Below are 14,215 nucleotides of genomic sequence, written 5' to 3' on the forward strand. Positions count from 1 at the left end.
TACTGCGGGCGCCTGATTGGACGCGTCATGTCCGTGGATGTCTTGTCGGTCAGCCGTTTCAGAGGGCACTTAAATCTCATGCTGGATCGCAGCGAGCTTTGCCGTCACATGCCGCGCATGGTCTTCGACATAGGCTTTATGCGCATCGCTGGAGACGTATCGGCGAAAAGCCTCCATCCCTTCGAAATCCGCAACAAGGGCCGCGTCATGGTGGTTCGGGCCGCTGCCCACATTGGTGCCGAGGCTGAACGACACCACATCGTCGCTGGTCTCGCACATCTGCGTCACCGCGTTGCGCCAAGCCGCAAGCTGCGGCTCCGACGCCTCCGACTTGAAAGAGACAAGTACGATGTGTCGCAGCATGCATGATCCTCGCTGTTTCTCGCACCTTGGACATCTCAACTGTCTTTATCAAGTGCGCCCGGGACGAAATGCAGGGCCTTCCCCGGCCGTGTAGGGTGAGATCGGCGAGGCACGCGCGTCTGGAGCCCATCGCGCCCGATGAGACCGACCCTTTTTGGCCCAATCTCGCGGGGCCTGCATCCGGGACGAGCACCTGATCCGGCAAAAACGGCAGCCGTAAACAGCTGATGTTTGTTGTAAATTCGAAGTGGTGGGCGGTTTTGCAACACCTGTGCTTTGGCCCGCATCGTGGGCTGCGTGATGAGCGTTGGCGGCATTAAGGGCGCCCAAGGGTGTCTTGCAGAAACTGCGCAGCGGGGACTGAGCGCCCCAAATGGTGCGCACAGGGACACCTCAGTACGCCCAACTTTGCTACGCAAACAGATGGGTTTCGCGTCGATTTTGCACGCGCGAAAAGCGGTGCGACGATTTCGCCCGGCCATCGACATCCCCTCCGGACCCTTGGAAGGACGTCGAAAAAAACCGCGCATACCCTGTTTGACAAACGAAACGATTTGCGCAACCGTTGAGGTATTGGGAACCTAGACGAATAGTTCGTCGCAAATTTCTGGTGTTTGAGAAGGCAAGGCACATCATTCGTTGACCACTTTAAGACACGGGATTGTCTCGGAGTGGGATTGGGAGGATTTCGCTTGTCTATCAGTCGTTTCGTCTGATCCTGGCGCGGAGGGAGCCGCTCTCGCCCATCAGACGCGGATATCTGGCCGGGCACGCATCGTTGGACGCAGACTTGCAAACGACGGTTGAGTGCGCCGTAGACGTAGTGGGGGAGATCAGATGGGCTTGAAGCTCGAGGGCGTTTCCAAAACAGTCGATGGGGCGACGCATATCTACCCCACAGATCTGACGCTTGAGGCTGGCACGATGAACGTGCTTTTGGGCCCGACGCTCTCTGGCAAAACATCGCTCATGCGGCTGATGGCCGGGCTCGACGCGCCTGCGACGGGCCGCGTCATCTGGAACGACACCGACGTGACCGGCATGCGGGTTCAGGACCGTGGCGTGGCCATGGTCTATCAGCAATTCATCAATTACCCGTCGATGAGCGTCTATGACAATATCGCCTCACCTTTGAAACTGTTGAAAAAATCCGCGTCGGAGATTGACGCGGCCGTGCGCAAGACCGCCGACCTGATGCAGCTGACGCCGATGCTGGAGCGCAAGCCGCTGGAATTGTCGGGCGGACAGCAGCAGCGCTGCGCCCTGGCGCGCGCGCTGGTCAAGGATGCGGGTCTGGTGTTGCTGGATGAGCCGCTGGCCAATCTGGATTACAAGCTGCGGGAAGAATTGCGCGTGGAGATCCCCAAGATCTTCGAGGAATCCGGCGCGATCTTTGTCTACGCCACGACGGAGCCGGAGGAAGCCCTCCTTTTGGGCGGCAACACAGCCACGCTTTGGGAAGGACGCGTCACCCAGTTCGGCCCGACCCCCAGCGTCTATCGCCAGCCCAAAGATGCGACAACTGCACGGGTCTTCTCCGATCCGCCGATGAACTTCCTGCCGCTGACAATATCCGGGGGCGCCTTGAGCTTTGCCGGCGGATTGGAGGCGCCTGCGACGGGGCGCTTCTCCGATTTGCCTGATGGCCGCTACACCGCCGGGTTCCGCCCCAACCACTTGAGTGTTGAGCGCCCGAGTGAGGCCGCGCTTACCTTTACCTGCAAGATCGCCGTGACCGAGATCACAGGGTCGGAAACCTTTATCCACCTCGATCATCACGGAGAACGCTGGGTAGCTTTGGTGCATGGCGTGCGCGATCTGACACTTGGCGAAGAGATCACGGTCTACCTCGATCCTGCCCATGTCTACGCTTTCAACGAAGACGGCGGTCTTGCCGCGGTCGCATCCTACGCCGTGGCAGCCTGAGGCAGGTTTATGGTCCAAATTACACTTTCCAATCTCGCGCATTCCTATCTGCCCCGCCCAAGCGCGCCCGATGATTGGGCGCTCAAGGAGATGAACCACGTCTGGAACGACGGTGAAGCCTATGCGCTTCTGGGCGCGTCGGGATGCGGCAAGTCCACGCTGCTCAACATCATTTCGGGACTTGTGCACCCTTCCGAGGGGCAGGTCTTGTTCGGAGATCAGGACGTCACCTACCGCACCACGGCGGAGCGCAATATCGCGCAGGTTTTTCAGTTTCCCGTGGTCTACGACACGATGACGGTGCGCCAAAACCTCGCGTTTCCTTTGAAGAACCGAGGCGCTGATCCGGCCTATATCAAGGAGCGCGTTCAGGCGATCAGCGCGATGATTGGCATGGATTCCGAGCTTGATCGCAAGGCGCGCGGGCTCACGGCGGATGCGAAACAGAAGATCTCTCTGGGGCGCGGCATGGTGCGCGAGGACGTCAACGCGATCCTCTTTGACGAGCCCCTGACCGTGATCGACCCGCATATGAAATGGGCGCTGCGCACGCAGCTCAAGGAGCTGCACCAGCAGTTCGGCCACACGATGATCTATGTCACCCATGACCAGACCGAAGCGCTGACCTTTGCGGATAAGGTCGTGGTCATGCATGAAGGGCGCGTCGTGCAAATGGGCACGCCGCAAGAGCTTTTCGAGACGCCGGCCCATACGTTCGTGGGCTACTTCATTGGATCGCCCGGGATGAACCTGCTGCCCGTGCGCATCGACGGCGCGCAAGCCGCGCTGGAGAACGGCCAGATCGGGCTGGCTTCGGCCTATCCCGCGCTGGAGGGGAAGGTTGAACTGGGCGTGCGCCCGGAGTTTGTCACCCTGACATCTGACGAGAGCGGCTTGCCTGTGGCCATCGAACGCATCGAGGATGTCGGGCGGCACCGCATCGTGCGCGCCAATCACGCGGGCACCACGCTCAACGCCATTCTGCCTGAAGGCACAGAGGTCGGCCCCGATATGACCCGGGTCCACTTCGCGCCGGACAAGGTCAACATCTACCACAATGACTGGCGCGTGGCGCCCTTGGCTGCGCAGGAGGCCGCGCAATGAACAAAACGGTCAACCAAAAGGCGTGGTTTCTGGTCCTTCCTGTCCTTGTGCTCGTGGCGTTCTCCGCCGTGATCCCCCTGATGACAGTGGTGAATTACTCGGTTCAGGACAGCTTCGGCAACAACCAGTTCTTCTGGGCCGGGCTTTTGTGGTTCGAGGAATTGCTCGCGGATGATCGCATGTGGGACGCGCTGCGCCGACAGCTGATCTTCTCCGGCATCATTCTCGCGATTGAAATTCCACTGGGCATTCTCGTAGCGCTGTCGATGCCGAAGAAGGGCGTTTGGGTCTCTGTGTGCCTCGTCCTGATGGCCCTCCCGCTGCTGATCCCGTGGAATGTCGTGGGCACGATCTGGCAGGTCTTTGGGCGCGTTGATATCGGCCTTTTGGGTGCGACGCTGGCGGCTGTGGGGGTTGATTACAACTACACGCAGGACCCGTTTGATGCCTGGGTCACGGTTATCGTGATGGATGTCTGGCATTGGACGTCGCTGGTGGCGCTGCTGGCTTACGCCGGGCTGCAATCGATCCCGCAGGCCTATTATCAGGCGGCCAAGATCGATCAGGCGAGCCGCTGGGCCGTCTTCCGCTATATCGAGCTGCCCAAAATGATGGGCGTGCTGCTCATTGCCGTGCTGCTGCGCTTCATGGACAGTTTCATGATCTATACCGAGCCTTTCGTCGTCACCGGCGGGGGCCCGGGCTCGTCGACCACGTTCCTCTCCATCGACCTTGTGAAGATGGCGCTGGGGCAGTTTGACCTCGGCCCGGCGGCAGCCTTCTCGATCATGTATTTCCTCGTGATCCTGCTCATCAGCTGGGTGTTCTACACGGTCATGACCAATCTCGACAAAGCGGAGGGCAAGTGATGGCTGACACACCGCTCGCCCCCCCTGCCACGAAACGCCAAGGCCTCGCCCTGCCGCGCGTGAATGGCTCTGTCGTGGTCATGGTGCTCTATCTGCTCTTTCTGTTTCTGCCGATCTATTGGCTGATCAACATGAGCTTCAAGACGAACACCGAGATCGTCTCGTCTTTCTCGCTCTGGCCGCAAGATCCCACGATCCAGAATTATGTGACGATCTTCACCGATCCCGCCTGGTATATGGGCTATATCAACTCGCTGATTTACGTCTGTATCAACACGGTGATTTCGCTCGCCGTGGCCTTGCCTGCGGCCTATGCCTTCTCGCGCTACCACTTCATGGGCGACAAGCACCTGTTTTTCTGGCTGCTGACGAACCGGATGGCGCCGCCTGCGGTCTTTGCCCTGCCGTTCTTTCAGCTCTATTCCTCGGTGGGTCTGTTTGACACCCATCTCGCCGTGGCGCTCGCGCATTGCCTTTTCAATGTGCCGCTCGCGGTGTGGATCCTGGAAGGGTTCATGCGCGGCGTGCCCAAGGAGATCGACGAGACCGCCTATATCGATGGCTATTCCTTCGGGCGGTTCTTCACCCGGATCTTCATGCCGCTGATTGCCAGCGGGATCGGGGTGGCGGCGTTCTTCTGCTTCATGTTCTCCTGGGTCGAGCTTCTGCTGAGCCGGACACTGACGGCGGACGGCGCCAAGCCCATCGCCGCGACCATGAGCCGGACCCAAGGCGCCTCGGGCATTGATTGGGGCGTGCTTGCGGCCGCCGGTGTGCTCACGATCATCCCCGGCGCGCTCGTGATCTATTTCGTCCGCAACTACATCGCCAAGGGCTTTGCCCTGGGCCGCGTTTAACGAAAGGAGACCCCCGATATGGACTGGATGGCATGGACCTGGCCCACGGCGATCTTCTTCATGGTGATTGCCTCGCTTCTCATCACTTTCACCATTCTCGCGATCAAATTCCCAGAGACACCACGGGTGGGCATCCTGCGGATCGAGACGACGCGGGGCGACCGGCTCTTCATCACGCTTCTGGGCTCGGCCTTCATCAATATCGCATGGCTCGGCCTGACCGATCTCGCCCAATGGTGGGCGCTTTTGGTCTGTGCCGTCTACGCTGCACTGGTCTTCAGATACGTCTGAGGCCCCTGCACTCCAACGGGCTACGGCGGTGAGCAACCGCACCGGCTCCAAGATCAAGTCAGATAGGGAGGACTACATGACTATGTCACTTAGATCGACCACGGCGATGGCCGTGGCGGTGAGCCTGCTGGGCGCACCGAGCTTCGCGGATATGGAAGCCGCGATGGAGTTCCTCGACAATGAGATCGGCGGCGTGTCCGTTCTCACGCGCGAGGAACAGGAAGCCGAGATGCAATGGTTTGTCGACGCGGCACAACCGTTCCAGGGCATGGAAATCTCGGTTGTATCCGAGACGATCACGACCCACGAATATGAGGCCCAGGTTCTGGCCCCTGCCTTCACCGCCATCACTGGCATTCAGGTCACCCATGACCTGATCGGCGAGGGCGATGTGGTGGAACGTCTGCAAACACAGATGCAGACGGGCGAGAATATCTATGACGCCTATGTCAACGACAGCGACCTAATCGGTACCCATTGGCGCTACCAGCAGGTGCGCAACCTGACCGACTGGATGGCGGGCGAAGGCGCGGATGTCACGTTGCCGACGCTGGATCTCGAAGACTTCATCGGGCTCAGCTTCACCACAGGCCCCGATGGCAAACTCTACCAGCTGCCCGATCAGCAATTCGCGAACCTCTACTGGTTCCGCTATGACTGGTTCAACGACGAGAAGAACAAGGCCGATTTCCAGGCGAAATACGGCTATGAGCTCGGTGTTCCAGTCAACTGGTCGGCCTATGAGGATATCGCCGAATTCTTCACCGGGCGTGATCTGAGCCATCTGGGTGTCGAGGGCGAGGTCTTTGGCAACATGGACTACGGCAAGAAAGACCCCTCGCTGGGTTGGCGTTACACCGATGCGTGGATGTCCATGGCCGGTATGGGAGACGTGGGTGAGCCCAATGGTCTGCCCGTGGATGAATGGGGCATCCGTGTGAATGAGAACTCACAACCTGTGGGCTCTTGTGTGGCACGCGGTGGCGCTACGAACTCGCCTGCGGCGGTCTATGCCGTGAACAAGGCGATCGAGTGGCTTCAGAAATACTCGCCCCCCGCGGCCGCTGGTATGACCTTCTCTGAGGCCGGCCCGATCCCGGCGCAGGGCAATGTCGCCCAGCAGATGTTCTGGTACACCGCCTTTACCGCGGCCACGGTCGAGCCCGGCCTGCCCGTGATGAATGAGGATGGCACGCCGAAGTGGCGCATGGCCCCCTCGCCCCACGGTGTTTACTGGAAAGAAGGCCAGAAGATCGGCTATCAGGACGCAGGCTCCTGGACGCTGATGCAATCAACCCCGGTGGATCGTGCACAGGCGGCCTGGCTCTATGCCCAGTTCGTCACGTCCAAGACAGTGGATCTCAAGAAATCCGATGTCGGCCTGACCTTCATCCGCGAGAGCACCATCGACAGCGAGCATTTCACCGAGCGCGCCCCGCGTCTCGGCGGGTTGATCGAATTCTACCGCTCCCCCGCGCGCGTTCAGTGGTCGCCGACTGGCACGAACGTGCCAGACTACCCGCGTCTCGCGCAGCTGTGGTGGCAGAATATCGGTGATGCGATGTCTGGCGAAAAGACCGCTCAGGAAGCGCTCGATGCCCTCTGCGAAGCTCAGGAATCCGTGCTGGCACGTCTTGAGCGCGCAGGCGTTCAGGGTGATCTGGGTCCGGTTCTGAACGATGAGCAGGATGCGCAGTACTGGTTCGACCAGCCCGGCGCGCCCTTTGCCAAGCTCGAGAACGAAGACGAGACCCCGGTCACCGTCTCCTACGACGAGCTGATCCAAAGCTGGCAGAACTAAGCATGATCTGTGTCGCACCATCGCGGCACGGCATTTCGAAAGGGGCGGCCTCGGCTGCCCCTTTCCCTTTGATCCAAAGCAGTTCGACGGAAACCTGAAACAACAAGCCTCACGAAAATCGCGGGAAAGCAGATACTTGGCAGTGTTTTCGTGGTTCAGAATTTTCGCGAAATGCTGTAGGGGTTTTCCATGTTCTTTTCCTTCGCCACATCCCCCAGCATCCACTTTGGCCGCAAGGCCGCGCAGCAGGCAGCGCCGAGGATTATTGGGCTCTCAAGCCGGGTTTTGTTGGTGCATGGCAAATCCGCAGAGCGCGCGGCGTGGCTGGTCGAGGATCTGACTTCTCAAGGCGCGACGGTTGAGACCGTATCCTGTCTGGGCGAGCCCGACATCAACGCGGTGAGCGGTGCCCTGCGCACAGCCCGCGCGTGGCGGCCCGGTGTGATCGTCGGTTTGGGGGGCGGAGCGACCATCGATCTTGCCAAGGCGCTCGCGGCGCTGACGCCCTCGACGGGGCCCATTCTGTCCTATCTGGAAATTGTCGGCGATGGCAAAGCGCTGGACGCAGCGCCCCTGCCCTTCGTGGCGATCCCCACGACCGCTGGCACCGGTGCGGAGGTCACAAAGAATTCAGTGATCGGCGTACCCGAGGCGGGCAAGAAGGTCAGCCTGCGCGCGGAGGCCATGATCCCGGATATCGCCATCGTTGATCCCGCCTTGACGGACGGCGCGCCTGCCCAAGTCACCTTGTCCAGCGGGCTGGATGCGGTGACCCAGGTGATCGAGCCCTATCTGAGCCTCAAGGCCTCCCCTCTGACCGATGCGCTCTGTCGTGACGCGATCCCGCGCGGGCTGCGCGCTGTGTTTCGTCTGGCTGAGGGCGAAGATCCACAGGCGCGCGACGATCTCGCGCTCACCAGCCTGTTCGGGGGTATGGCACTGGCCAATGCGGGGTTGGGCGCTGTGCATGGTCTGGCTGGCGTGATCGGCGGGCGCACGGGCGCGCCCCATGGCGAGATATGCGCCACGCTCTTGCCGCATGTTCTGGACCATAACGCGGGGGCTTTGGGCCAAGACAGCCCTGCCGGACAACGCATGGCGGAGGTGCGCAGCTGGATTGCCGAGGCCCTTGGTGTGGCTCCCCAACAGGCTGTGAACGCGCTTCACGCCAAGCTGAAGAGCATCGGCATTCGCAGCATTGGTGAGCTTGGGTTGCGGCATGAGGATATTGCGCGCGTGGCGCAGGAGGCAGCAGGCGCGTCCTCCTCCAAAACCAATCCCGTACCACTGACGCCAGACGATTACGTCGCAATCCTTGAAGGATGCTATCCGCACTAGAACGCATTCGCTTTCAAACGCGAATGGTGAACCCGCGCGAGATATGGGTGCGCACCAACCAGATCACCGCCAGCCCCGGGATCAGCGACAGGACCGTCATCGCCATGACCAGCCCAATATCGGTCTGAAATCCGAACAGGCTGCTGATCGCGGTGGTGATGGGTTTGCCAGCCGTGATCGTCAGCGTTCGCGCGAAGACCACCTCGACCCAGGAAAACATGAAGCAAAAGAACGCCGCCGCCCCGATCCCCGGCGCAATCACGGGGACAAGGTGGCGCAGGATGAAACTCGGCGTCGAATGCCCATCCACAAAGGCAGATTCATCGAGCTCTCGCGGCACCGAGGAGATAAAGCCTTCCAGGATCCAGATCGCAATCGGGATGTTGAAGACGCAATGGGCCAGCGCGACAGCCACCGGTGTGTTGAGGAGATGCACCTCGGAAAAGACCAGAAAGACCGGAAGGGAGAGAACAATCGGGGGCGTCACCCGAAAGATGAGCAACGCCAGAAACGCGGCCCGCGCGCCGCGAAACCGGTAGCGCGAAAAGGCGTAAGCTGCGGGCAAGGCCACCGCGAGGCAGATCACCACGTTGAGCGAGACATAGAGGATCGAATTCGCGAGCGACGCCAACAGACGGTCCGTGCGGACCACATTGGCGTAGTTGAGCAGCGTGAAACTGCCCTTCGCGATCTCGTCACGCGGCAAGGTGGACAGAAAGCTGAGCAGCACGACCTGGGCCAAGGGCAGGAGAATGAAGATCCCGAGCGCTGCAAATCCCAGTATTTGCAAGAGCCGGGTCATGGGCGGTCTTTGCTCTCTGCGTCATTCGCCACCATCGCGCGCCACAGGGCAAAGACGATCAGCAGCGTCATGAGGAAATACACGACCGAGCGCGCCGCCGCTGGCCCGTAGTTGAAGGCTTTGATCTCTTCGCCAAGATCCAGCGACAGGAAAGTCGTCGCGCTGCCCGGCCCGCCCGCATTGATGCCAAAAGCTTCGACGTAGATCATGAAACTGTCCATGAAGCGCAGCAAAAGCGCCATGAGCAAGACAGCCCGAAGCTTCGGCCATTCCACAAACCGAAAGACCTGCCAGCGCGATGCGCGATCAATCGCGGCCGCCTGATATTGCGCGTCGGGGACACTGGCGAGGCCGGAGCTGGCCAGAATGACCACAAGTCCGATCCAATGCCATGTGTCCATGACAACGAGCAAAACCCACGTGTGCAGCGCGTTGAACTTGTGATCAAATCCGATGCCCGCCCAATCCATCGCGCGGCCCAGATAGCCTGTCTCGACGTTCATCAGGCTCAGCCAGATCGACGGGATCATGTTCCACGGCACGACAAGCGGCACGGCGACCAGAACAAGCGCCAAGGATTTGGCCCATCCCGTGCGCGGCAATGCCAGCGCAATCAGAAGCCCGAGCGGGAACTGGACCGCAATCACCAGAGCCGAAAAGGTCAGACTACGCCCAAAGCTCTCATAGAAGCGGCCGGACGTCAGCAGAGCGCTGTACCACTCAAGTCCGACCCAGAACTTGGCCTCAAGCGTGAACACCTCAAACAGCGAATGCCACGCATTGATCGCCAGCGGGATCACACCGACACAGGTCAACACCGCGAAAGCGGGAAGGAGATAGAGCCACGCATGGGGCCGGTGGTACCTCTGTCGCGCCAAATCCCAATCCATCCTAGAGCAACCCTCGCCTGACTATGCCGCAGACAGGGCGTCATTTCGAGGCGTCAAAACAGACGCGCCCCGCTTAGAGAGACACGGCGGCCCAGCAAGCGCGAACAAGGCGCGATATGCGGATCAGGTCGCGTCTGTGCCCTTCAAATGCTCTGAGGCTGCGCGCGCCGCCATCCGCATGTGATGGGCAAAGAGCGTGACATCGATCTCGGTTGCAATGAAGCTCGCCCCAAGCGCGCGGCATTGCTGTTGCAGCGCCTTGTCCAGCGTCAGGATGCCTGCGGCTTTTCCCGAGGCGACGATGCGTTTGATCGCATCGAGGATCGCGTCCTGCACCTCTGCGTCCCCGGGGTTGCCGATAAACCCCATGTCCGCGGCAAGATCCGCGGGACCGATGAAGACACCGTCGAGGCCTTCGACCGCAAGGATCTCATCGAGTTCGGCCATACCTTTGCGGTTTTCAACCTGAGCGATGAGGCAAATCTCCTCACGGGCGGTTGTAAGATAGTCGCTGATCGCGGAGAAATCAGACGCACGCGCCAGCGCCGAGCCCACGCCGCGCACCCCATGCGGCGGATAGGTCACCGCATCCACGAGGTCCCGCGCCTGCGCCGCGCTTTCCACCATCGGGATCAGAAGGGATTGCGCGCCTGCATCCAGCAATTGCTTGATGATCCACGTCTCGCCAACCGGCGGGCGCACCATGGCATGGCTGCCGCGCGCCGCGATGACCTGCAATTGCGCCGTGATGGAGCGCAGGTCATTGGGCGCATGTTCGCTATCCACCAAGAGCCAGTCAAAACCGGCCCCGGCGCTGATCTCGGCAACATAGGGATCAGCCAGACCGAGCCAACAGCCCAGTTGCACGTGACCTCTGGCGATGGCGGCTTTGAAGGGATTGTGGGGCGCGGGCATAGGGGTTCCTCTCAGGCGAAAGCGATATCAACGACGCCAAACGGGCCGAAATCTGCGTGGATCTTTGTCCCGGATGGGCATTCGATCGGTCGGATAAAACTACCCGACAGGATGATCTGGCCCGGTGCGATGCTTTGCCCATATTGCGCCATGCGGCGCGCCAGCCAAACCACACTTTCCACCGGATCGTTCAGCACGCCAGCGCCGAGGCCCGTCTCTTCAACCGCGCCATTGCGCGATGTGATGGCGCCGACCCAGCGCAGATCACATGCCGCAACGGCGTGCTTTTGCGGGCCCAGAACAACACCCGCATTCGCGGCATTGTCGCTGATTGTGTCAAACACTGTGCGGGGCGCGCCGGTCTCGGGATCCACCCTCTGAATGCGAGTATCGAGGATCTCGATCGAGGGGGCGACATAATCGGTGGCTGCGATCACCTCGTCGCGGGTGACGTCCGGCCCACCAAGCGGCGCTTTCATGACAAAGGCTATTTCCGCCTCGATGCGGGGCTGGATGAAACGGCCCGCAGGCACCGTTGTGCCGTGCTCAAAGAGCATATCGTCAAACAGGATGCCGCTGTCTGGAACGTCGATGTTGAGCGCATATTGCATGGCCTTCGACGTCAGCCCGATTTTCCACCCGATGATCCTGCGCCCCTGCTCCAGTTTCGCGCGGGCGATCGCATTCTGGATGGCATAGGCATCATCCATCCCCATTTCCGGGTGACGTTTTGTCAGCAATCCGATCTGCGCGCCCGTGGCCTCGGCCTGCAAGAGATCAGCTGCGGCCTGTGCGTGGTCCTGCGGGGTCATGGCGCTTCATCCGCGACGGTGTTGCGCAGGGTGCCGATGCCGTTCACCTCCACCTCGACCACATCGCCGGGGCGCAGAAACTGCGGCGGATCGAGCCGCGCGCCCGAGCCCGTGGGCGTGCCTGTGACGATAATATCGCCGGGCTCTAAGGTCATGAAGGTGGAGATGTATTCGATCTCCCGGCGGATCGGGTGCATCATGCGAGAGAGCACATCGTCCTGCCGGACCTCGCCATTCACACGCGTGATGATACGGGCATCGTCCAGTTGCGCAGCATCGGTAAAGGGCACGAGCCACGGCCCCATGGCGCCGGATTTGTCCCAGTTCTTGCCCTGTGTGACGTTGAATTTCGCGTGCCGGACCCAATCGCGGATTGTCCCTTCATTGCACAGCGTGAGCGCGGCTATGTGATCATAGGCCTCGGCCTGTGCAATTCGCCGCCCGGACTTCCCGATGACAATCGCAACCTCGCCTTCATAATCGAGCTTGTCGCTCTCGGGCGGGCGGATCAGCGGCTGGTCATGGCCGGTAAACCCTGACGCAAAGCGCGGAAAGAGGGACATGTATTTGGGCTGTTCGGACCCGTCTTTATATTCCGCGTTGCGATCGGGGAAATTCACACCGACGCAGAGGATGCGCCGGGCATTGGGCAGCACCATCTCATATTGAAATGCGCGATGGGTGACAGAGCGTCCCTGAGCAGCGGCAGCCAGATCGCCCAACCCACCGGCTTGCACCGCATCCAGCAATGTGGGCCAGTGAGGAAACGCCTCGTTGAGGGCAATCATGCCTGTATCTGTCACGGCGCCATAATACATGCGGCCTGCGTTCGAAAAGGTTGCGAATTTCATGTGATGGTCTCCCAGACCTCCTGCACGACTTGGGCCACAGCCATAACGTCGTCGCGCGTGGTGTCGAACTGGCCCACCTGAACCCGAATGACCTTGCGCCCGGCAAAAGCCCCTTGGGTCAGGTAAATCCGCCCGTCATCATTGATGGCATCGACGAGCCGCTGCTGGGTGGCATCATCTCCCGGGCAGCGGAAGGAAAAGAGGCTGAGGATTGGGTCGGTTGTGATCTCGAAGCCCTCCAAGGCCCGGATCGCCTCACAGAGCTCTTCTGCCCAGGTGACGTGATTGCGAATGCGGGCCTGAAGGCCTTCCAGCCCATAGGCCCGGATCAGGAACCAGAGCTTCAGAGCGCGGAAGCGGCGGCCCAGCGGAATGGTCCATTCCGAATAATTCGTAACGACCCCGCCGGTTGTTTTCAGGTATTCGGGCTCGATCTTCAGCGTATTGAGCTGCGGGGTTGCATCGCGCAGGAACTGGATCGAGCAATCAAACTGCGCACCAAGCCATTTGTGCGGATTGAACACGATGCTGTCATAGGCATCGACGCCTTGCCAGAAGGCACTGCGGTATTCCGGGCAAATCATGGCGGATCCGGCCCAGGCCGCATCGAGATGCGTGTAGAGGTCATGCGCCTGCGCGACAGCTGCAACAGACGCGAGATCGTCAGACCCGCCAACGCCCGTGCCGCCTGTAATCGCAATGACACCTGCGGGCGTATGGCCTGCCGCAAGATCCGTGCGGATTGCGGCATCAAGAGCGTCCGCCGGCATCCCGTAGCGCGGCCCCCGCCCCGGGATCTTGATCAGATTGTCTTGCCCGATGCCTGCCACCCAGCAGGCCCGGTCAATGGAGGAATGCACCTGATCAGAGCAATAGATCCGCAGCGCGCCTTTGCCTGCCAGCCCCGCACGATTGCCCGTATATCCCGTGGCCCGCTCGCGCATTGTCAGGACCGCAGAGAGCGTCGCGGAAGAGGCGGAATCCTGGATCACCCCCGTGAACCCGTCCGCCAGTTCGAGGGCCTGACGCATCCAATCCACCATACGGCCTTCCAATTCGGTTGCCGCCGGGGAGGTTTGCCAAAGCATGCATTGCGCGGCGACCGTGTTGATCAGCTGTTCGGCCAACATCGAGGGCGGCGCGGCATTGGCAGGGAAATAGGCAAAGAAGCGCGGATGCTGCCAATGGGTCATGCCCGGCATGACGATCTCTTCGAAATCCCGCAAGATCCGGGCCATGTCTTCAGGTTGCTCCGGTGGCGCCGCGGGGAGTTGTGCGGCGATCTCACCGGGTTTGGTCTGTGCCCGAACGGGGCGGTCGCGCAGCGTTTCGTGATACTGCGCGCCCCATTCCGCGATCTGTTTGCTCCATCCCGCGAAATCGCCCCAATCCATGG

14 protein-coding genes are annotated in these 14,215 nt (G+C 60.8%); 7 read left to right on the forward strand and 7 right to left on the reverse strand.

Going from position 1 to position 14,215, the window contains the following annotated elements; translation table 11 throughout:
- Nucleotides 1-69: 69 nt before the first annotated feature.
- The gene (locus ACP15S_RS11205) at nt 70-363 is read right to left on the reverse strand and encodes a Dabb family protein (protein WP_425039724.1); all 294 of its coding nucleotides are present in this window, start codon (nt 361-363) and stop codon (nt 70-72) included.
- A gap of 837 nt (nt 364-1,200) precedes the next feature.
- Here ACP15S_RS11205 and ACP15S_RS11210 point away from each other — a divergent pair.
- The 7 genes from ACP15S_RS11210 (at nt 1,201) to ACP15S_RS11240 (ending at nt 8,549) form a co-directional block, all read left to right on the forward strand.
- A complete protein-coding gene (locus ACP15S_RS11210) occupies nt 1,201-2,289 on the forward strand; it encodes an ABC transporter ATP-binding protein (protein WP_425039725.1) in 1,089 nt (362 codons plus the stop codon).
- 9 nt (nt 2,290-2,298) lie between these two features.
- Nucleotides 2,299-3,393: an ABC transporter ATP-binding protein gene (locus ACP15S_RS11215; RefSeq protein WP_425039726.1), complete on the forward strand. Its 1,095-nt coding sequence runs from the start codon at nt 2,299-2,301 to the stop codon at nt 3,391-3,393.
- Nucleotides 3,390-4,262, forward strand: coding sequence for a carbohydrate ABC transporter permease (locus ACP15S_RS11220; RefSeq protein WP_425039727.1), 873 nt, complete (start codon nt 3,390-3,392; stop codon nt 4,260-4,262). Before ACP15S_RS11215 ends, ACP15S_RS11220 begins: the two co-directional genes overlap by 4 nt.
- The gene (locus ACP15S_RS11225) at nt 4,262-5,119 is read left to right on the forward strand and encodes a carbohydrate ABC transporter permease (RefSeq protein ID WP_425039728.1); all 858 of its coding nucleotides are present in this window, start codon (nt 4,262-4,264) and stop codon (nt 5,117-5,119) included. The genes ACP15S_RS11220 and ACP15S_RS11225 overlap by 1 nt, the downstream gene beginning before the upstream one ends.
- An 18-nt stretch (nt 5,120-5,137) precedes the next feature.
- Entirely contained in the window at nt 5,138-5,410 is a 273-nt protein-coding gene (locus ACP15S_RS11230) for a DUF2160 domain-containing protein (protein WP_425039729.1), read from the forward strand.
- Nucleotides 5,411-5,486: 76 nt separating this feature from the next.
- The gene (locus ACP15S_RS11235; protein ID WP_425039730.1) at nt 5,487-7,211 is read left to right on the forward strand and encodes a carbohydrate ABC transporter substrate-binding protein; all 1,725 of its coding nucleotides are present in this window, start codon (nt 5,487-5,489) and stop codon (nt 7,209-7,211) included.
- A gap of 189 nt (nt 7,212-7,400) precedes the next feature.
- Nucleotides 7,401-8,549 carry an iron-containing alcohol dehydrogenase gene (locus ACP15S_RS11240; RefSeq protein ID WP_425039731.1) on the forward strand — a complete coding sequence of 383 codons (1,149 nt, stop codon included), beginning with the start codon at nt 7,401-7,403 and terminating at the stop codon, nt 8,547-8,549.
- A gap of 13 nt (nt 8,550-8,562) precedes the next feature.
- On the opposite strand, the gene ACP15S_RS11245 is transcribed toward ACP15S_RS11240, so the two are convergent.
- From ACP15S_RS11245 to ACP15S_RS11270, 6 genes are all read right to left on the reverse strand, one after another.
- Nucleotides 8,563-9,351 carry a carbohydrate ABC transporter permease gene (locus tag ACP15S_RS11245; protein ID WP_425039732.1) on the reverse strand — a complete coding sequence of 263 codons (789 nt, stop codon included), beginning with the start codon at nt 9,349-9,351 and terminating at the stop codon, nt 8,563-8,565.
- Entirely contained in the window at nt 9,348-10,229 is an 882-nt protein-coding gene (locus ACP15S_RS11250) for a carbohydrate ABC transporter permease (RefSeq protein WP_425039733.1), read from the reverse strand. The genes ACP15S_RS11245 and ACP15S_RS11250 overlap by 4 nt, the downstream gene beginning before the upstream one ends.
- 135 nt (nt 10,230-10,364) lie before the next feature.
- The gene (locus tag ACP15S_RS11255; RefSeq protein WP_425039734.1) at nt 10,365-11,156 is read right to left on the reverse strand and encodes an aldolase/citrate lyase family protein; all 792 of its coding nucleotides are present in this window, start codon (nt 11,154-11,156) and stop codon (nt 10,365-10,367) included.
- A gap of 11 nt (nt 11,157-11,167) precedes the next feature.
- Nucleotides 11,168-11,968 (reverse strand): 2-oxo-hept-4-ene-1,7-dioate hydratase, encoded by an 801-nt coding sequence (gene hpaH / locus ACP15S_RS11260; protein WP_425039735.1) that lies wholly within the window; start codon nt 11,966-11,968, stop codon nt 11,168-11,170.
- Nucleotides 11,965-12,819: a fumarylacetoacetate hydrolase family protein gene (locus ACP15S_RS11265; RefSeq protein WP_425039736.1), complete on the reverse strand. Its 855-nt coding sequence runs from the start codon at nt 12,817-12,819 to the stop codon at nt 11,965-11,967. Before ACP15S_RS11265 ends, hpaH begins: the two co-directional genes overlap by 4 nt.
- Nucleotides 12,816-14,213: a pyridoxal phosphate-dependent decarboxylase family protein gene (locus ACP15S_RS11270; RefSeq protein WP_425039737.1), complete on the reverse strand. Its 1,398-nt coding sequence runs from the start codon at nt 14,211-14,213 to the stop codon at nt 12,816-12,818. Before ACP15S_RS11270 ends, ACP15S_RS11265 begins: the two co-directional genes overlap by 4 nt.
- Nucleotides 14,214-14,215 lie beyond the last annotated feature (2 nt).

The sequence above is a fragment of the Primorskyibacter sp. S187A genome (assembly GCF_049800955.1).
In the GTDB taxonomy this organism is placed as follows: domain Bacteria; phylum Pseudomonadota; class Alphaproteobacteria; order Rhodobacterales; family Rhodobacteraceae; genus JAKVBH01.